Source organism: Pseudomonas frederiksbergensis, assembly GCF_900105495.1.
GTDB lineage: Bacteria > Pseudomonadota > Gammaproteobacteria > Pseudomonadales > Pseudomonadaceae > Aquipseudomonas > Aquipseudomonas frederiksbergensis.
This window is the reverse complement of record NZ_FNTF01000002.1, coordinates 3,335,567-3,352,582: the sequence shown is the minus strand read 5'-3', so window position 1 is coordinate 3,352,582 and position 17,016 is coordinate 3,335,567. Positions and strand designations below refer to the sequence as shown.

Annotated in this window: 26 protein-coding genes; all 26 read right to left on the bottom strand. The window is 58.5% G+C overall.

Annotated features, from left to right (window positions below):
• Window positions 1–37: 37 nt before the first annotated feature.
• Window positions 38–421, bottom strand: coding sequence for a phage tail assembly chaperone (locus tag BLW70_RS15830; RefSeq protein ID WP_074875420.1), 384 nt, complete (start codon window positions 419–421; stop codon window positions 38–40).
• Between the two features lie 9 nt (window positions 422–430).
• Entirely contained in the window at window positions 431–1,078 is a 648-nt protein-coding gene (locus tag BLW70_RS15825) for a phage tail protein (RefSeq protein WP_074875418.1), read from the bottom strand.
• Window positions 1,079–1,148: 70 nt separating this feature from the next.
• A complete protein-coding gene (locus BLW70_RS15820; RefSeq protein WP_074875416.1) occupies window positions 1,149–1,565 on the bottom strand; it encodes a phage tail terminator-like protein in 417 nt (138 codons plus the stop codon).
• Complete coding sequence (locus tag BLW70_RS15815; protein ID WP_074875414.1) at window positions 1,562–2,158, bottom strand: hypothetical protein; 597 nt, start codon at window positions 2,156–2,158, stop codon at window positions 1,562–1,564. Before BLW70_RS15815 ends, BLW70_RS15820 begins: the two co-directional genes overlap by 4 nt.
• Before the next feature lie 2 nt (window positions 2,159–2,160).
• A complete protein-coding gene (locus tag BLW70_RS15810; RefSeq protein ID WP_074875413.1) occupies window positions 2,161–2,550 on the bottom strand; it encodes a hypothetical protein in 390 nt (129 codons plus the stop codon).
• 2 nt (window positions 2,551–2,552) lie between these two features.
• Window positions 2,553–2,930: a hypothetical protein gene (locus BLW70_RS15805; RefSeq protein ID WP_074875411.1), complete on the bottom strand. Its 378-nt coding sequence runs from the start codon at window positions 2,928–2,930 to the stop codon at window positions 2,553–2,555.
• Window positions 2,931–2,940: 10 nt separating this feature from the next.
• Window positions 2,941–3,375 carry a HeH/LEM domain-containing protein gene (locus BLW70_RS15800; protein WP_074875409.1) on the bottom strand — a complete coding sequence of 145 codons (435 nt, stop codon included), beginning with the start codon at window positions 3,373–3,375 and terminating at the stop codon, window positions 2,941–2,943.
• Window positions 3,376–3,426: 51 nt separating this feature from the next.
• Window positions 3,427–4,404 carry a phage coat protein gene (locus tag BLW70_RS15795; protein ID WP_074875407.1) on the bottom strand — a complete coding sequence of 326 codons (978 nt, stop codon included), beginning with the start codon at window positions 4,402–4,404 and terminating at the stop codon, window positions 3,427–3,429.
• A 3-nt stretch (window positions 4,405–4,407) separates the two neighbouring features.
• Window positions 4,408–5,145 carry a hypothetical protein gene (locus BLW70_RS15790; RefSeq protein WP_074880599.1) on the bottom strand — a complete coding sequence of 246 codons (738 nt, stop codon included), beginning with the start codon at window positions 5,143–5,145 and terminating at the stop codon, window positions 4,408–4,410.
• A gap of 108 nt (window positions 5,146–5,253) precedes the next feature.
• Complete coding sequence (locus BLW70_RS15785) at window positions 5,254–5,850, bottom strand: hypothetical protein (RefSeq protein WP_074875405.1); 597 nt, start codon at window positions 5,848–5,850, stop codon at window positions 5,254–5,256.
• Between the two features lie 3 nt (window positions 5,851–5,853).
• A complete protein-coding gene (locus BLW70_RS15780) occupies window positions 5,854–6,345 on the bottom strand; it encodes a DnaT-like ssDNA-binding protein (protein WP_074875403.1) in 492 nt (163 codons plus the stop codon).
• An 8-nt stretch (window positions 6,346–6,353) separates the two neighbouring features.
• A complete protein-coding gene (locus tag BLW70_RS15775) occupies window positions 6,354–7,466 on the bottom strand; it encodes a minor capsid protein (protein WP_176579703.1) in 1,113 nt (370 codons plus the stop codon).
• The gene (locus BLW70_RS15770; RefSeq protein ID WP_074875400.1) at window positions 7,384–8,844 is read right to left on the bottom strand and encodes a DUF4055 domain-containing protein; all 1,461 of its coding nucleotides are present in this window, start codon (window positions 8,842–8,844) and stop codon (window positions 7,384–7,386) included. The genes BLW70_RS15775 and BLW70_RS15770 overlap by 83 nt, the downstream gene beginning before the upstream one ends.
• Window positions 8,844–10,334 carry a terminase large subunit gene (locus BLW70_RS15765; protein WP_074875398.1) on the bottom strand — a complete coding sequence of 497 codons (1,491 nt, stop codon included), beginning with the start codon at window positions 10,332–10,334 and terminating at the stop codon, window positions 8,844–8,846. Before BLW70_RS15765 ends, BLW70_RS15770 begins: the two co-directional genes overlap by 1 nt.
• A gap of 1 nt (window position 10,335) precedes the next feature.
• Window positions 10,336–10,860 carry a hypothetical protein gene (locus tag BLW70_RS15760; protein ID WP_074875396.1) on the bottom strand — a complete coding sequence of 175 codons (525 nt, stop codon included), beginning with the start codon at window positions 10,858–10,860 and terminating at the stop codon, window positions 10,336–10,338.
• Window positions 10,861–11,327: 467 nt separating this feature from the next.
• The gene (locus BLW70_RS15750; RefSeq protein WP_074875391.1) at window positions 11,328–11,582 is read right to left on the bottom strand and encodes a hypothetical protein; all 255 of its coding nucleotides are present in this window, start codon (window positions 11,580–11,582) and stop codon (window positions 11,328–11,330) included.
• The gene (locus tag BLW70_RS15745; protein WP_074875389.1) at window positions 11,583–11,771 is read right to left on the bottom strand and encodes a hypothetical protein; all 189 of its coding nucleotides are present in this window, start codon (window positions 11,769–11,771) and stop codon (window positions 11,583–11,585) included. It lies immediately after the preceding gene.
• Complete coding sequence (locus BLW70_RS15740; protein WP_074875387.1) at window positions 11,768–11,989, bottom strand: hypothetical protein; 222 nt, start codon at window positions 11,987–11,989, stop codon at window positions 11,768–11,770. Before BLW70_RS15740 ends, BLW70_RS15745 begins: the two co-directional genes overlap by 4 nt.
• Before the next feature lie 216 nt (window positions 11,990–12,205).
• Window positions 12,206–12,583 (bottom strand): hypothetical protein, encoded by a 378-nt coding sequence (locus tag BLW70_RS15730; protein WP_074875383.1) that lies wholly within the window; start codon window positions 12,581–12,583, stop codon window positions 12,206–12,208.
• On the bottom strand, window positions 12,580–12,894 hold the full coding sequence (locus BLW70_RS15725; protein WP_074875381.1) for a phage holin, lambda family: 315 nt from the start codon (window positions 12,892–12,894) through the stop codon (window positions 12,580–12,582). The genes BLW70_RS15730 and BLW70_RS15725 overlap by 4 nt, the downstream gene beginning before the upstream one ends.
• A gap of 158 nt (window positions 12,895–13,052) precedes the next feature.
• Complete coding sequence (locus tag BLW70_RS15720) at window positions 13,053–13,370, bottom strand: hypothetical protein (protein ID WP_074875379.1); 318 nt, start codon at window positions 13,368–13,370, stop codon at window positions 13,053–13,055.
• Between the two features lie 151 nt (window positions 13,371–13,521).
• On the bottom strand, window positions 13,522–14,199 hold the full coding sequence (locus BLW70_RS15715) for a hypothetical protein (RefSeq protein WP_074875377.1): 678 nt from the start codon (window positions 14,197–14,199) through the stop codon (window positions 13,522–13,524).
• Window positions 14,196–14,771 (bottom strand): recombination protein NinG, encoded by a 576-nt coding sequence (locus tag BLW70_RS15710; protein WP_074875376.1) that lies wholly within the window; start codon window positions 14,769–14,771, stop codon window positions 14,196–14,198. Before BLW70_RS15710 ends, BLW70_RS15715 begins: the two co-directional genes overlap by 4 nt.
• Window positions 14,768–15,238 carry a hypothetical protein gene (locus BLW70_RS15705; protein ID WP_074875375.1) on the bottom strand — a complete coding sequence of 157 codons (471 nt, stop codon included), beginning with the start codon at window positions 15,236–15,238 and terminating at the stop codon, window positions 14,768–14,770. The genes BLW70_RS15710 and BLW70_RS15705 overlap by 4 nt, the downstream gene beginning before the upstream one ends.
• A 91-nt stretch (window positions 15,239–15,329) precedes the next feature.
• Window positions 15,330–16,136, bottom strand: a complete 807-nt coding sequence (locus BLW70_RS15700; protein ID WP_074875374.1) for an ATP-binding protein — start codon at window positions 16,134–16,136, stop codon at window positions 15,330–15,332.
• Window positions 16,126–16,995 carry a replication protein gene (locus BLW70_RS15695; protein WP_074875373.1) on the bottom strand — a complete coding sequence of 290 codons (870 nt, stop codon included), beginning with the start codon at window positions 16,993–16,995 and terminating at the stop codon, window positions 16,126–16,128. The genes BLW70_RS15700 and BLW70_RS15695 overlap by 11 nt, the downstream gene beginning before the upstream one ends.
• Between the last annotated feature and the right edge of the window lie 21 nt (window positions 16,996–17,016).

Below are 17,016 nucleotides of genomic sequence, written 5' to 3'. Positions count from 1 at the left end.
TCGCCGTCGGCCTCGTAGAGCGCGCGGGCAGCGGCGGTCAGTTTCCCAGGCGGGCCTTGCCGAAGGCTTCGCTGTAGGCCTTCACCACGGCATCTGAAACACCGACGCAGCTCTTCACCAGGGCTGTGATCGACTCATCGTCGAGCTTTTCGCCGAAGCCCCACGAAACAACCAAATCCCTGATCTGATCGACACCTTGCTCGACTTCAGCCGCAGTGATTTCCGCGAGTGTTGGTTCAGTTCCTTTGAAGCGCTCCCCGAGCTCTTCCGCTTTTGCCTTCCAGGCATCGAACAGCTCAGCCAGTGCCGTGCGATCGCGATACTTGAAGGTGAACGGCACCATTGCCGGCCTGTCGCCAACCTGCGGGATGGCCACGTCGACAGTGAACGTCGGCTTTGGCGCGATGGAAAACTTTGCCATGGGAACCCCTTAGGCGTTGTAGCGAGTTGGGCGGGAGGCGAACGACAGCGTGATGGTCCGCGTCATGATGTTGTTGCGACTCAGCGTCGGGGTCGCGGTGATCGACACGTACGCGTAGTAGTAAATGGTCGCGCCGCCCGGGAGGTTCGCGCGCACCAGACGCGGCTCTTTGTCTTCGTCGGCAGCCTCGACAATCGCGACGTACGCTTGAGCCGGATCATCAGCAACCGGCAGCGTCATGCTGCTGGCCGACTTGGTGGTGGGCAGTTGTCGGTCATCATCATCTTCGAGGAAGCCGTAAGTGAGGAACTGCTGCTCGCCGCCGTTGGCAGCTGGCTCAGTGATCTGCGCGATCTGCGTCCAGCCAGAAGCGGCCCGGACAGTGCCGGCACCGGAGCCGGACGGGTAACTCTTCACGCTAGTGGTATCCACGCCTTCAGCCGCGAAGTCGCCCACATCGGAATCAATCACTCGTGCAGGACGGCCGTTCAGCTTCGCCCACGCCGAATCAATGACGACCACGTCGCCATTGGCCAGGCCGTGCGCGGCAGCGGTCAGCACTGCGGGCTTGGCGTTACTGATTGCAGTGAAAGGTTTCGCAAGGCTCAGCGTGGACGCGATCTCGAATGTGGTGCCGTTGGGAATCTTGACACTCATGGGTTTTCCTCTTTGCAGAAATGACAAAACCCGCTCAATGGCGGGTTCTGGGTTTGCCCAACGGGCTAATTCAGTTGGTGTCGGCTCGGTACAAGAACGAAACCGGCACCGTGAAAGTGGTGTCGTCTGGAATGCCGGGGCCTGGGTCAACCGGCGTCATCGTCACAACGGTCAATGCGTCTTTCGTGTTCCGCTCGTACAGAGGGAACAGCGTGGCGATCTGATCAGCCAGCGCACCGGCTGCACCGCGGTACTTGCCCGACGGCGTCACGATGCTGATCTGAAACATGCCGGTGTACAGCTTGTGGTCGCCGCCGAGCGTGTTGCTTGCGGTGTCCGCTGGCAGCGTGAACGCCTTCAGGTAGGTGGCGCCGTCGACGGGCGTGAAAGCCTCGTTCTCGACGACGACCTTCAGCGGTACCGGCAAGGCTTTCGCCCAGTTGATCAGCTTGGCCTCGTAGATTGAGGCAATGATGTTGTGACTCATATCTGGTTGTTCCTGATGGCCTCCTGCACGATCTGCTGGAAGCGGGCCACGGTGATGCGGACCATGCCACCCGGTGCTTGGGTCGAATGTCCGAACTCCAGAGGGATGGCGTAAGGCAAGTTGTTGATGAGGTAGGCAGTCTGTCCGGCGGTGAAGTCGCTGACAGCCGAAACCAGTGCTGCAATCGTCTCTTGCCCACTCGGGTCGACCTCGTCAAAGGTCACGTTCTCCACTACATCGATCGAGAGGTGCCAGTTGGCTCGGAACCGCCCGCCGGCGTAGCCTTCAGGGGCAACGATGTCCATGCCGTCGTTCAGCTTGCGACCCGGCTTGAGGCGACCCGCCTTCGTCAGGTTGACCGGATCGCTGCGCAAATCGCTGTTGTGATCGTCCACGGCCTTGTTGTACTGATGGGCCACAGTGTTCTGCGCCCAGATCTCAGGGTTGCCGACCGGTGACATCCGGATAACGCTGCTACCGACCTCGATGATGATCTCGCGCAGACTGGCATCGATGGCTTCCGTGGCTTGGGCCGCAAACTCGGCAAGGCTCAGCGCGAAACTGCCGGATTGGCCGGCGCGATTGTTTGCCATCTTCAAACCCTCAACTGGACTGTCCAGGTAGCGCCGACCGGGTCCTGGCTGACGTTCAAAGCGCGCTTACCGCCGATGACATCGCCTATTTCTGGAACTGCAAGAATTGCTGTCGAAGCACCCAAAAACGTGATGAACAGCTCGTTCTGGAGTACCAGAAGCTTTTCGTCAGTTGTCTGGATCAGCGAGCCGTCGATTTCCTTGGCCAGGTAGCTGCCGAACACTCCACGGCCGCCGTAGGTGATGGTCACTTCGGGCGCTGTGCCAGTGTCGGGGTCGTATTCACCCGCCACCTTCCGAATGCCAGCTACCGGCTTTACGGCATCTGCCAAACCATCAGGATCGTCGAAAGCCTCGACCATCTCAGCCTGAATCTCGTCGCGCATGCCCATGATCAGATCCTCTTGAGCATCATGACGCCGGAGCGCTTGGTCCAGGGCACCAGCAATGCCATGGCGAAGTTCTCGCCGGCAGACAGGTCCTTTGACCCGGCCGCATAGGTCTTGCTCGTCGAGGTGCCAGATTGAGCGGATACCGTCTTGCTGAGGACTTCCTTCTGGGTGGCCTTGTACAGATTGCCCGCTGCCGCCTCTTTGGCGATTTGGGCGCCGGCTGTTTTGATCTCAGCCGGAACCGGATCGGGAACAACCCGCTTAATCTTGGCCGTGAGCCAGGCATTCGCCATGCTCACAGCAAGGACCGGATCACCGGTGCCCGCCCAGCCAGGACCCAGCAGGGTGTCAACGTAGGCAACAGTGATGAAGTCGGTCATGTGCTTGTCCTTATTCCTTTGGCACCAGGGCCTGAAGGTCTTCTTTCAATGCGGAGGCATCGAACGCGATGCCCTTGCCGGTCAGCCACTCTTTCAGGTCGGCGACCTTCATTTTCAGCGGGTCGGTTTCGGGATTGGCCTGGCCCTTTATGGCTTCCGCAATTTCTTCCGGCGTGCTGCGGGAGACATAGCCTTGCGGCGGGTAGTTGGCTGCCTGATAACCAGCGTCCATAAACTCGGCGACTGTTGGGCCGTCTTCACGCAACGACGGAGTCTTACCGTCGGTGACGATGATGCCAGCGCGCTTGTAGGCTTCAATGATGTTGGGCTTGTCGCCGTCCACCACCACTTCCTTTGCCGAACTGATGACCCCGAAGAACTCATTGAGTAGGCGATAGCAAACCTCAGGCTCGTTGCCCGGCTTGTCGGTGTAGATAACCTTCATGATTCTCTCCGTGTCGACTGGGGCGCCGCGAAGCGCCCCGCCGAGGTTGGCTTACGGGGTGGCGGTGCCGCTGATTACGGCAGCGAAAGGAACCTGCTTGCGGTCGAAGACACGTTCCCAGTTTGCCGCTGCGGCGTACTGCGCGGCAGTCGGGCTGAGGTTCTGATTGGTGCTGCCCTTCCAGCTGAAGCCGGCTGGTTGCAGGATGAGCGTCTTCCGCTCCCACAGCACCTCGGCACCGCCACCGTTACCGCCGGAAGCTTTGCGCTCCAGTTCGACAGGCACGGTTGGATTGCCTTCGCCGTAACCGAACGCGCCTTGACCGAAGAAAACCGACAGGTAGCGACCAGGGCCGTATACCAGGCTGTCGTCCATGAACACCGGCTTACCGAGATAGGTAGCCAGGATGATCTTGCCGTCGGAGTCGCGCAGGTATTCGATGAGGTCCTGCTTGACCATCTGGTTCATCACCACGGAGTGCACGCCGATAGCTGCGAACACATCAGCAGCATCGCCAGAGGTGAAAGCTGCATCTTGGAACGCACCGGCGCTGATGGTCGCGCCCGCATCCACAACCATGTCACCGGCATCATTCAAGATGTTCGAAGCAATCACGCCACGGGCTGCACCGAGCAGGTAACGCTGCCAGCGGCGAGTCCAGTAAGTACCGAAGCGGTTGCGGATGTGCTGCATCGGTTCGGAGTTGGCGAGCTCCGAGGTCAAATCCGCTACGCCGTAACCTTTGTTGAGGTACAGAGTGCGGGCACGCATGCTGCCTTGCTCGGCCTTGCCAACTTCACCCAGGTCATCCGGGTTGTCGTTGGAGATGTTCGGCTCTTCATCAGCGTCCAGATCCTGCCAGTAGCTGATTTCCGAGGTGCCCTGGCCGTTCTGCGCAATGGCATCAAGCTCGGGGGATTTGGTGATGATGCCCGACTCAAAGACAGCGGTCTTTTCCGGGGAGTTGACCGGCGCCAGAGCGCCGTAGTAATCGGCGACGAAGATGTCTGCCAGCTGGGTAGTTGCCATGGATTAGGTTCCTTTGGTGGCCAAGAGTTTTTTGAACTGCTCGGGGTTGTCGCGGGCAAGCGCAGCGCGCTCGGTTTCCGTGTACTCACCCCACTTCTTCGTGGCCTTGCCACCTTGATCGCCGGTCGGACCGGCACCCTGAGCCCTAGGCCACAGGTGTGTTGCTGTTTCACGCAGCGATTCCGCCCATTCGAGCGGCGACAGCGGGGTTTTCCCGTCCTTCCCGTAAACGACCTCGCCGTCACGGTCGGTGGCGATCGCCTCGCCGTCTTCACTGAGTTTAAAAGTGCCCCGGGCGCGTAGGATGATGTCCTCGGCAGCCTCGGGAAGCGCGCCAGCTTTGATGGCGGCAGCGCGGATGGAGTCAGCCAGAACCTTGTCGCTGTACTTGGCTGCGAAGGCCTCGGCCTTGTCGGCACGGGTCTTCTCGGCGGCCAGCTTGGTGTCGTAGTCGGTGCGCAGGCGCTCAGTACGCTTGGTGATCACCTCGTCGAGCTTGCCCTCTGCCAGAAGTCGGGTTTCTTCGTCCTGTCCGACCTTTGTCAGCAGGCCTTTCACCGCATTGATGTCCAGACCTTCGAACTGGGTCTTGAATCCGTCCAGTTCAGTTTTGGTGGTCCGGAGCGAGCCAAGCAGCTCGGTGTTTTTATTCTTGAGGCCCAGGGTCGCAGCGTCGACTGCTGCCGCGATGGCGGTTTTCACTGCAGGGTCTTCAAGATCAATCGTGTTTTCGTCTGCCACTTGGTGCACCCCTTGGGTTTGATTTCCCGCTTTGCGGGCATAAAAAAACCCCGGCATGGCCGAGGTTCGTCTGTAAGGATGGTTACTGATCTTCAGTAACTCATTCCGCTAATCATTGAGTGTTAGAAGATGCTCTGGAAGCGGTGCATCGAAGTCTTTTAACGTTGTGCTGATTACGACCTTCAACCCTGCCGCCCTACCTTTACAGTGACTGTTCACAAAGCCTCTTATTTCCCTCTCAAATCCAGCGAGTAAATGGAAGGACGCTCTTTGTCCATAGGAAAGAGAAGCAGGCAGGGCACTACTTCCATAGGCAAGATCGGTGATTGGGATGTATGCCTTCGCATGAGGCGAAATAACGGAAATGCTGGTCACCTCAACAGGCCGCTTTCCATCACTTATTACATTCAAAGCTATGAACCAGCCCCCTTGACCGTTCATCGCAATCGCCGACCTAACCTGCACCTGTAAACTTTCTACGTCTTCCCTTCGCTGCTTGTCGGCCAACCACAGAGTGGTGAGAACCGCTGCCAACGCGCCGATACCTGCGACCCATCCGCCAAGCATTGACAGCACTGGCACCGTCTCGGTAATGAACTTGTCGTGGTTGTTGCCAAGGCCAAACGATAGGCCGAGCAAAAAAGCGAGGCCAATAATGGTGGCCAATACTACGAGCAGGAATGCCCACCGCAGCAATTTGAACATCAGCTACTCCTTAGCGACTATATGCAATCCACGCATTATCAGATAATCGGCGAACTGCGTCCTGCTCGGTGCGTACGGCGGCGGCCTCATGCGGAAGCCTGGCGTATCGCGATTGAGTCGGGTGCGGCGGCCATTTGGCTCAGTGCAATGCGTTGGCTCTTCGATCTGAAAGCCATGCTCCGCGGCATAAAGCTCGACCGCGAGCCGCACCTGCCCCCATTCAAGCTCAAAGGGCACGAACGTCTCTGAGAGCGTCTGATGTTCGATCTTGCACTCACGTCGAGGCCAAGCCATTGCCTGATTGGGGTTGGCTTTGCGCCCTTTCCATTCGCGAGCGTTGATATCCGCCGCAGCGCGCAGCAGCAACGCGATCTGCTCAGCCTCGACTCCGGGGATCCGAAAACCGTAGTAGTCGCGGTAGAAGGTTAGCTTTTCCAGGGACACAAGGCTGTTGGCGTCTGGCCTTCCCTGCCCGTCCTCGACAATGATCTGCATCGGTCATCTCAACCTGGTGGAGCCCCGAGTGTAACGCCTGCCCGGGTGAACATGTCAGGTTCAATGGCCTTCAGTTCGGCCAGCGTCAGCGGCTTGAATTTCTTGTCGAGCTGCAGCATGGCGAACTTCTCAGGCGTCAGGCCGCCGTCGCGGAACAACTTGCCCCGCACCGGCCCGAGAGCATGATCCTGGAAGCGCGCTGGCTGCGTTGCCAGCCACTCATAATAGTTCAAGCCTGCATCGACCTGACCGGCCCCCTTGTCGCCGATCGATGCGCGTGTGGCGTCTTTCGCGAACAACTCCGAAAGTCTGGTGATAGGTACGGTCGTCGATCGGCAGTTGATGTGCGCTGGCGGCAACGGCCCCTTACCCAGGTCGAAACGCATCCCGTCCAGGCCCTTGCACTGCTGTGAAGTCTTGCGGTCGAGCGTCGACAACCAACGATAACCCAGCACCACGTCACTGTTGGCCTTCAGCGTTTCCATTCGTGCCGTTGTGGCCACATGTTGGATCGCCGTCTGCACCACTGATGCCGCGTTGCGGTTGCTCACAGCGAGAATGCCGTCGGTGAAGTTTTGCGCCGCGGTGCCGCGCACGGCCTGGATGATCTGCGCGTTCGTCTGGCCTTGGCCGAAGCCGAGCCGGATCGTGTTCGTCACCCGCATCGTCTCGGCTCTGGTCCAACCACTGAGAAAGCTCTTCAGCAGCTTGCCGCCATCCAACCCTTTGACCTGAAGCGGATACGAAAACACCGCGGCGCGAATCACTGCGTTGGCCGGGACCACTGCGTCAATCGACATCGCATGACTGAGGCTATTGGCTTCGAAGGTGGACTCATACAGAGCGATATCCACCAGATCGGCCTGCACCACATCACTGAAGGCTTTGTAGATCTCCAGTAGTTTTCCGTCGACCCGACCAAGGAACTTCTCAAGGCGATCGCGACTGTAGGTCGTCAACTCTTTGCGGGTCAGTTGCTCCCGTACCAGAGCATCAATCTGGCGCAGGTACTTCTCGAACTTCTTGACCTCGCCGGTCTTAAGCCGCTCGATCATCACTGAGTGACGGGTCGTCTGCTCCAGTAGCTGGCTGTCGGCCTGTTCCTGGTTTGCTGTCGGCATCATCTTTGTCCAGGTTAAGGCCGACCGATTCGCGCTCTTCGCTGATCAGTTCGGCTTCTTCGTCGTAGAGACGTTCCGGCAGTTTCCCGGTCGTGAGGTACTGCCAGTAGGTGTCGGCGCTGACCGTGCCGGCCATGACGCTCTTTTGAAGCTCGGACAGGACCTGAGGATCGACCTGTGGAATCACGAACTCAGGATTGACCTTGAACGTCACCTGTTTCGGGTCGTAGCCCTTCCATTCGGCGGCATATCGCAACGCCTGCTCTACCGCCTCGGCCACGGTGATGACGATGCTGTGCAGCGTGGCGTGCTGATCGTTCTGGCGCGTTTTGCGCGCCTCGCCTGACTCAGTGCCCCCGACGTCCATCACCTTCGCACCAGCCTCAACAGCGGCGTTGCGCTGGTCATCCATCGCCGTCCGGACGGCTTCAATGCCTGCGCCTTGAAACTCCAAATAGCCGCATTTGCCATTCGGACCAAGATCCCATGCAGCAGATGGCCCAGTGACGCTGAGCTCCACCGTTTCATCCATTCCCGCCACCCACGGTTGTGGATGGCTGGTCTGGTGCAGAGCAGTAAAGTAGTCAGCGCTGAGCTGGTAGGACTTCAACGCGGCCCGGGCCATCGTCAGCAGCGGCACTTCATCCACGTCAGGCGAGTTGTCGGTCGAGCCGCAGTAGATCACTGGCAGAAACTCCAGGCCTCGCACCAGGCGATTGTCGGTGCCGGTAGTGCCGAGCGGCTTCAAATCCTCGATGACCTCTCCGTTTTCACCCAGCACCTCGCTGTGGCAAACGTTGCCGACCATCTTGAAGACGCGATAGACCATCTTGCAGTCGTGGTCGAACTCGTCTTCCTTGTCGTCTCGGAACTCGATGAACACCCCTAGCACCAGGTCCTGCCGGCCGCCTTGGCTGCCCACTTTCCAGTTGATGGCGTTGCGGGTGGCATAGGTCGAGAAATACGGCTCACCTGCATCGTCGATGTTCACCACCAGCGGCACCCGGCCATGGGAAATGGCCTGGCGCACCATTCGGAAGAACAACTGCTTTAGGCCGAAGCCGTCCGAAGTGGCATTGTCTTCCAGCCCTTTCAGACCAGACGGCAATGCGATTTCAGGAATCAGCCGGGTCACCAGCCCCATCATCGACCGCAGCGAGTCGCGCACCCAGTGTTCGTACTGCGCCCGGTTTGTATAGTTCTGGTACAGGTATTTATTGCCGGTGGCGTCGAGCTTTTCAGCTTCCACCATGCCGCTGGGCTTGGGCAGGTTCCGATCGTTGCGCTTGATGGCGCCCTCGCCTTCGAGCGCGTCGTCCATCATTTCCCATTCGGCGATGTGCGCGTCGAAGTCGGGGTTTGTCGATTGCACTGGCATCAGGCCAATCCTCCAATACGGCGGACACCGCCTGTGCGTTTGCGCCTGCCCATCGAAACAGCGAAGTAGCGGAATGCATCCGCGCCGTGTGATGACCAGTCGTGTAAAGGTTTGTCTTTCCAGCAGCCGCGCTTGTCGTCCCACTCTTTGCGGTAGTTCTCCAGGCAGGAAATGCCCAGTTCGCACTTCGACTCATCAAAGGCGCAGGCCGGAAGGATCTCCCGAACCTGCTCAATGCCCTCGTCGATGCCGAGCTTAGGAACGACGCTGAACTTGAGGCTGTATTTCTGACCGTCGATCTCGTAGCCCTCGCGGGCCAGCTCGCGACGAGTTTTGCCGTCGCTGCCGAACTCCCGGTTATCGATGTCGTGCGGCCCCCAGTGATCGCCATACGTGTATTTGCGATCCTTGAGCACCTTCATGTAGTGCCGCAGGCCTTCACCGCTGTTCTCGTAGAAATCGATGACGTGATATTCCTCGCCAACGATCCGGACAAACCAGATCGCGGTGGAGTCGCCTACGCCAATATCCCAGATCGTATGGACCGGCAGATGGCTGTTGTCGGGCAGCGCTCCGATACGCTGAGCGGCGTAAAGCTTGGTGAACTGCTTGGCGTAATACGCGCCCTCGATCGACTGCTGGAAAGCTTCGGCCGGCAGAGACGGGTATTCTCGCTTCATGTCGTCGCCGAGCGTCTTCTCCTTGGCCGCGTACCAGGCGCGCTGTCCGGGGTTCGTGACGATCCCGTGTTTGGCTGCCAGTTCGTTGAAGTAATCGGTCAGGCGCTGCGGGATGACCACGTCGGTGGGGTCAAGCCAGTAGGCCTTGTTCTTCCACCAGCTGAAAAAGAAAAACTTCCAATCGAGCAGGCCCAGGGGCACACCGGCCAGTTGCTGGCGCTCGGCACTCTGCGAGTAATCGAAGAAGTAGCCGGCCCGACCTTCCGCCGTTGATTCAATCGTGACGAAGCAGTCGGTTGCCACAGCCTCAAAGGCGCCGGTGACAATCTCGCGGGCCTTGTGCGGGAACTTGGCGCAGATCTTCCCGAACTCAGACACATGCAGGTAACGCAGCGTGCCGCCCCGGAAGGACGTGGAAACGTAGAGTGAGCCGCCTTTGCTGAATACCAGCTCCCCAGCCGCATCGTTGCTCGCCGGGTTGGCTGCGCGAATATCAGCCGGCAGGTTGTCGTACGCATACTTCACCTTCTCCCGGAACAGGCGCTTAGCGTCGTTCAGGGTGTGAGCAATCAGGGCGCACTTGGCTGACTCGAACAGCGCCGCGTCCAACTGGATGATGCAACACTCAGTGGTGAAGCCGAGCTGCCGAGCCTTCAGGATGATGTTGCGGGTGTGCATCCCATCGAAGTACTCGATCTGCTCGTCCGTCATCCGGAAGCGGACCTTCTTGCCCTGCTTGTCCGTGATGAAGTAGAGATTGTTCAGGCGCCAACGCTTATCCCGGAGCAGCTTCATGTGCTCGGGCTTCATGTCAGGCTTCCTTCGATAGTTCGTCCATCATCGCGGCCAGGTCGCTGACTGTCTTGTCACCTGTCTCCGTGTCGAGGTTATAGGCCTGGCGTTCGCCCTTGATGACCTTCAGCTGTGCGTCAACGCCAGCGTTCAAGGATCGGGCGAAGTCACCGTGGTTGTCTTCCGTAACCGGTAGCGTATCGAGCGCATCGCGCAACTTGTTGGCTATACCACGCCATTGCGCAAGATCGGTGCGGTGCGACAGCACGATAGAGGCCGCCACGTCGGAGGCTTCCTCGATAATCTGCGCATCTTCGCGCACATCCGATTGCGCGACAGTCGTGCGCGAAGTACTGCGCGAAAGCTTCTCTTTGGTCGCCGCCTTTACCTGGGCGGTCAAATCCATCTTCCATCCGTTCTTGGATGCCCTACTGCGGATTGTCGACTCCTTGGAGCCGAACTGTTCCGCCATTGCTCGCAAAGAAAGCATCCCGGCCCGGTAGGCGCGTTCGATTGCCTCCCAGTCGGGTTGCTTGGTTGTCATGAGTTTTCCCTGATAGTTCGAAAGGGGGATTGAAAAGATGGCGAGTAGCCTGTATTAATTGGATCCAATTAGTCAGTCATTTAAATGGCGTCATTTTTTGGCTGAACTGAGAACCGCACAAAGGATTGAGCTCCCTATCAGCTTTTGAGAAACAGATATGACCCCTACGATTGGTCTTTTCAGCTTTGCTTTAGCAGTCTTGTGTCCTTTGCTTTACTTGCTATCCCGCCAAGTGCGGAAGGGTATCGCGTATGCAAACGGCACAGATGGCCCTAAAGAACGACCTAAGATCTACTGCGTGGTTTGCGCGATCATGGGATTCATTTTGGGAAGTCTCTATCAGCCGTTGCACGAACGAGGTGAGGAGTGCATCGCAGCATCCCAGCCATTGGTGCAATGTGTAGTCTTTCCAAATCGTTGACCGCTGGATGATTTAAGCTTTCGTGCCGCACTCACCTGCGGCACACCTACCCTTCCCCGCCATCCAGCAGCACATCAATCAACTTCTGCTCACCCAGACGCATGGCACCCAAGCACTGCAGGTCGTCGCACTTAGGCCCCAACCCGAACACTGTAACCTCGCCTTTTGGGCCGATCAGGGTTAAGGCTCCAACAGTACAATCCGGATGCTCGCCGGCATCGAGATCATCAGCAATCTTGCGCAGGGTTTTGGCGGCGTCGCGCCAGTCCTCCCGCTTGAATTCCAGAACCTTGACGGTCATTCAGCTCACCATGATGTTGGTCTGCATCAGCGCGTGCCCGTGCAGCAGCGATACGACCAAGCCTTGAGGAAGGCCGGCGCCCTTGGCGGCGTCAATCGCTTTGGCAATGGCGCTATCCAGTCCAGTGATCGCCTGGTTGATGGCAGGACTAAGTGGCAATGCATGATGCAGGCGGGTGACATTGGTCATGCACCCTCCACAGGAACCACAGTGATCTCGCCCCATACAGGGTGGAAGTCGATGTGTTCGCCATCCAAGCAAGTAGGCGGGTCATCACACACCACTGCTATTCCGGCTTTGGTGTCGGCGTATAGCACCCAGCTGATGCGCTCGCCGTCGATGAATATCAACCGCCGCCCTCGTCCATCGTTCACCCAGTGGGCGTGCTCGCCTGACTGATCGCTCATGACTCTCTCCAATGTCGCGACACGATTTGATGATTCGCGAAACGTGTCGCGGACTACTTGCTCTGACTGCGCTTGATCTGGGCGTCCACCTGGTCAGCACACGTGTCCAGCAGCTTGATGGCCTGATCCTTGAGCTCCCACACATCGCCGTTCAGGCGAAGGCCAGCCTCAGACTCGGTCGCGTCGATCCGCTCACAGGGAATTAGCTCAGGCGCTTCAATTCTTACTGCCTGTGTCTTTGTTACCACTGCCGGGCTTCCCGCGCAGGCCGTCAGGCAGAGGCTGAGCAGCCCAATCACGAACAGGCTTGCTGTTGCGCTTGAGATCTTCAAAGTCTTTCCTCGCCTTTTTGGCTTTGTCTTCGCTGGCCTTGATTCGCTTGTTCAGGTCTTTCAGGTAGTCAGCATTGCGCTGGGCTTCGGCCCGTAACGTGGTGATGGTCGCCTGGCTCTCGGTGTTGGCCGCGATGGCGTCCTGCTTGCCCTTGGCCTCGATCGTCACCTGCCCTTCGAGTGCAATGACCTGGTAGTGCTGGATACCCAGCAACAGGCAGGCAACGAGGGCGATGATTGCTGCAGCTGCAAAGGCCTTCATAACGAATCAACCTTGCGACCCAGGAAGCGGGTCACCAGCTCACGAATGGCTGTGACGCCAAGAAAGCCAATAGCACCACCGGCCGCGACCGAAAGGTTCGATGGCCACTCCATCCAGGCGATAACGCTACTGGCTGACAGGCTCAGGCCTCCGCAGATCAGCGCCTCGAAGATGATTCGGCGCTTGCTGGTTTCTTTGGCGTCATAGAGCACGCGCAAGAGGGAGATGAGGATCGCCATAATTGCGCCCTGTAGGAGTGGATTGCTCATTGCCTCCCAGAACTTGGTCCAGCTCTCAGGTCTGTCCGGCATGATTGAGAATCCAATGACTCCCTCTTGGGGAGATTGATAGATCCGACTCCAGCAGCACTCCCAGCTCAGAGCGATGGTTGTGGTGGAGCCGAAAACGAAAAAGCCCCGCACAATGGCGAGGCCTTAAATTTGTTTACTGCGAATCTAATGGGTCGGACCTACGGAGTCTTCGTAGAATCAGATGAATCTTCCCGGGCTACTTTTGCCAACCGTCGCTTCAATATCAACGCAGGGGTGTCCACATCGTTGATGGTCTGCTTTCTCGGTATCTTCCCCGTGTTCACCATTGGCTGTAGATCAAGCATGTGGGCGAAGGCTTTGTTGGGGTCCAAGTAAATCGCCACAATTTTCCCTTCAAACCACACTGCCCAAAATGGCCCTGGGACCTTCTTTTTAGGCTGCCATGCCTTGGCGATGGCTACAAAATCGCTAGGTAGATCTACGAAATCAACAAGTGATACTGCAAGAGCGAACATCTGTCACATCCGATCAATGGGAATTACCGATTTTTACAGATATTCCATAAAAAAGCCCGACTCAATGGCCGGGCTTTAGAAGAGGCTTGCGCTGGAGGTAAGTTGCGCACTATGGGAAAAGTACGTGCAATCCCCCGTCATGTCAATATTATTATGCCGCCTCTTCTTCTTTTTCCGCGTGAATCACCTGCCATACCGGTTGTTGTGCCTGAATATCCACTTCAGCGATCACTTCTTTTAGGGATTCCCATAGGTCGAGCCAGTCTCGCGTCCAGTTCTTCGGATCAATCGTCACGCCGAAGAAAGTCTTCATCTCGGCGGCGACCCGAGCCGGCCCCCACTCTGCCGCCCCGACGACCTCACCCTTGTACGATTGCAGCGCCAGGGTCACCAGGTACTGCGCCTTCACGCGCTTGGCCGATGTCAGGTCTGGCAACTTGGCGTGCGCGGTAATCAGCAGTACTGCATTCATAACGTGGCGCATGGTCATTGCAGGGTGGTAGAGGTAGTGACCGAACTGCTGCACCTGGAACGGCAGTGTGTCGATGGCGCGCAAGACCTTGCCGATGGTTGCCAGGTGCGCGGCGCGTGCGGTAGATCGGCCAATAGGTGTACGGCGTGTCTCGCTGATGCTGATCTTCTGCCGAACGATCTGGATGCGTTCTTCCTTGTCATCGCCCAGGGCGGCAAACACGGCCTCATGGCGGCGCATGCGGTTGCCCTTCTGTACCGGCGCCGATTCGCCCTTGTCGATTGCCACCGCGCTGATAGACGCGTTCGATTCGTGCTGAGCTTCGGTCCATACCTGTCTTGCGTTGATCAGTTTCATGCTGCGTCCTTTTTCAAGTCTCTGGTCTTTGCCCGATAGTCAGCGGTCATCGCCTTCAGTTCTTCGATGGTGTACTTCTTCGGCTCATGCGGACCTTCCAGCCAGTCGACGGACTCGACCCCGATCCGCTTCACCAGCGCGATGCGGTAATTGACGATGTTCCCAGACAGCTGGGTGTTGCACGGCGAGCACTGGCGATGGCAATTCAGCGGCTCGAAGCGCAGTGCGGGGTTGCTGCCGACGGTGCGATAATGCCCCGCGTCGTACTTGCCCTGGTGGTGCCGTCCGCAGCTGATGCACGGCAACTCAGCATCCCGCTCGCGTACCCATGCATTGAAGGCGATCTGCGTGTCCTTGAGGTGGTCGGCCCGGCTCTTCAGCTTCTCCTTGCGGACCTTGATCTCTTTGCGCTCGATCTGGGCCAGCGACTTGCGAGCCTTCTCCTGATTCACATCCTTGATGGCCAGGCCACACTTAGGGCTGCACACCGCCTGACCCAAGCGCTGCGGCGGGAAGCTGATGCCGCACGCCGGGTTCTTGCAGGTTTTCGGCTTGGGTTGCTTGGCGATCATGCAGCCTCCTTGCTCAGCAAATCGGTGAAGACCACGCCTTGGCCGGTGAAGAACGTGGCGATGCGGTCGGTGTACTGGACTCCCTGGGCGCGATTGAACAGGCTGGTCACCGGGAAGCCGTCCGGGCCGAACAACTTGCACTCCCCCATCATTGCCAGCTTCTCCTCGTAGGGCAGATGGCGCATGACCCGGTACCACGCAGCCTGGAATCCTGAATCCTCGTTCAGCAGGATCTGCACGCCGAAGTGCAGTTTGCAGTAGCGACGGGCGTCGGCCGCATCGCCGATCTGAGTCATCTCGGCGATGCGCTTGTACATTCCGAACCACAATGAGTTCTGATCGAGCGTGCGGTCCTTGCCCGGGCGCAGGGAAACCACTACGAACTTCTTGTCGCGGTACATGGTGGTCAGGCAGGTGATGGCCTCAGAGAGCTTGGCCTGGCTGTTGACACTGATTTTGTCGCTCATGCCGTCACCGCCATTGTGATCAGGACGCAGAACACGCCGATGGCAAAGCCGGCGAAGGTGCAGGCCAGTGTGTTTGCAGATTTAGGGATCATCAGAAACCCTCCTTGCCGCGCTGAGATTCCCACTCGAACGGAATGACGATCACTCCACCCTCCCGCAGACGATCCGCGCAGCGTTCGCCGATGGCGGCCGGCAGTGCCTTGGCGTCGAGGTTGGAAACGATCACCGTCGGGCGCTGCTCCTCGTAACGGCCGTTGATGATTGCGAACAGCGTGGTCAGCTCGAAGTCGCTGGGCTTTTCCTTGCTGACGCCGATCTCATCGAGGATCAGCAGAGAGGGGCTGATGAGGCTCGACAAGATCTGGCTTTCACTCTGCTCGCTGGTCCGGTCGTAGCTGGCGCGAATCGCTTGCAGCACGGCGCCGACAGTGCGGTACACGGCGGTGGCGCTCGATCTGGCCATGATCTCGTTGGCGATCGCCACGGACAGGTGCGTTTTGCCCGTTCCCGGTTTGCCCAGCAGCAACAGGCAGCGGCCCGACTCGGCGACCTGCGAGAACTCAGCGGCGTAGCGGCGGCAGGTGTTCAGCGCTTTCTGCTGCTCGGCGGTGGTGGCCACGTAGCCCTCGAAGGTCTTGCCAGCGAAGCGCTTCGGGATCAGCGCCGAGCCAAGCTTGCGCTCCATGGCCATGCGGAGCATCAGCGCCTTACTCTGGCGCTCGGACTCATCCGTCGCTTCCTGGGCAATGCGGGAACACTCGGGGCAACCGGTCTTCAGCTCGCGGCCGATGACCGAGAAGATCTTCTGCTCGAACTCGCCGTGGGTGTCACAGTCGGCGGGCTGGATGCGAGTTCCTGGCGGGAACTCAGGGGTTGTCGGAACAGGCTCAGAACGCATAGGTGCCATCCTCCCGCTTGATCAAGCCAGCGGTGTAGTCGCGGTCAGTGAAGCCAGTGTGGCGGCTCGGTGGGGCAGTTTTGGCGGTGGGCTGGTCAGCCAGGCGCTTGGCGATCCACTCAGCCTTGAAACCCTGCCATCCAGCGGACAGTGCCTCCGTCATGGCGGTCTTCACGTCGATCCCGTGATCGGCCTGGCACTTGACCAGCTCGGCGTTCAGCGAATCCCAAACGGTCGCGGTGGTCGCGGCGCGCTTGGTCTTGCGTAGGGACAACCAGTCGACCAGCAGTTGCTCAGGGATGGCGTTTGGGTTGTTGGCCAGCATCTGGATTTTGCCGAACGGCTTCTTGCGCTCAAGCTTCGGCGAAGCCAATTGCGCTTGGGGCGGATTAATCTCTTTCGAAGAAAGAGTTAATAGGGGTTCTTTCTTTGTATAAAGAAGGCAAGTTGCTGTTTTGGTCTCACTCGCCTCAGGTCTCAGTGAGACGATTTGGGCTGAGTGAGACGTTTTGGTCTCAGTGAGACGGTCAGGTTTTTCCTCATAGAAGGACCACTCGCGAATAGGGGAAATCCCGATATCACCTCGGCTTCCCCCTACCCGGAAAATGATTCGACGCTCAAGGAGATGACTGATCGCTTTCGACGTGACGTCTCGGCGCATGTTGGTCTGCTTGCCGATATCGTCGGCGGTCAGGCGCTTGGTTTCGAGTTGATAGCCGATGGTCTGCCGTGCAATGGCCATGAGAACGCGCAATTCGCGCGCTGGCAGGTCAACCGTAGCCAAAGCCTCCATCAGGCTGTTGTCCATACGGGTGAATCCCCTGCTGCTGTTCAGCTGGATGATGTTGTCGGGAGTCATTGCTTGACTCCCTGAGAACGA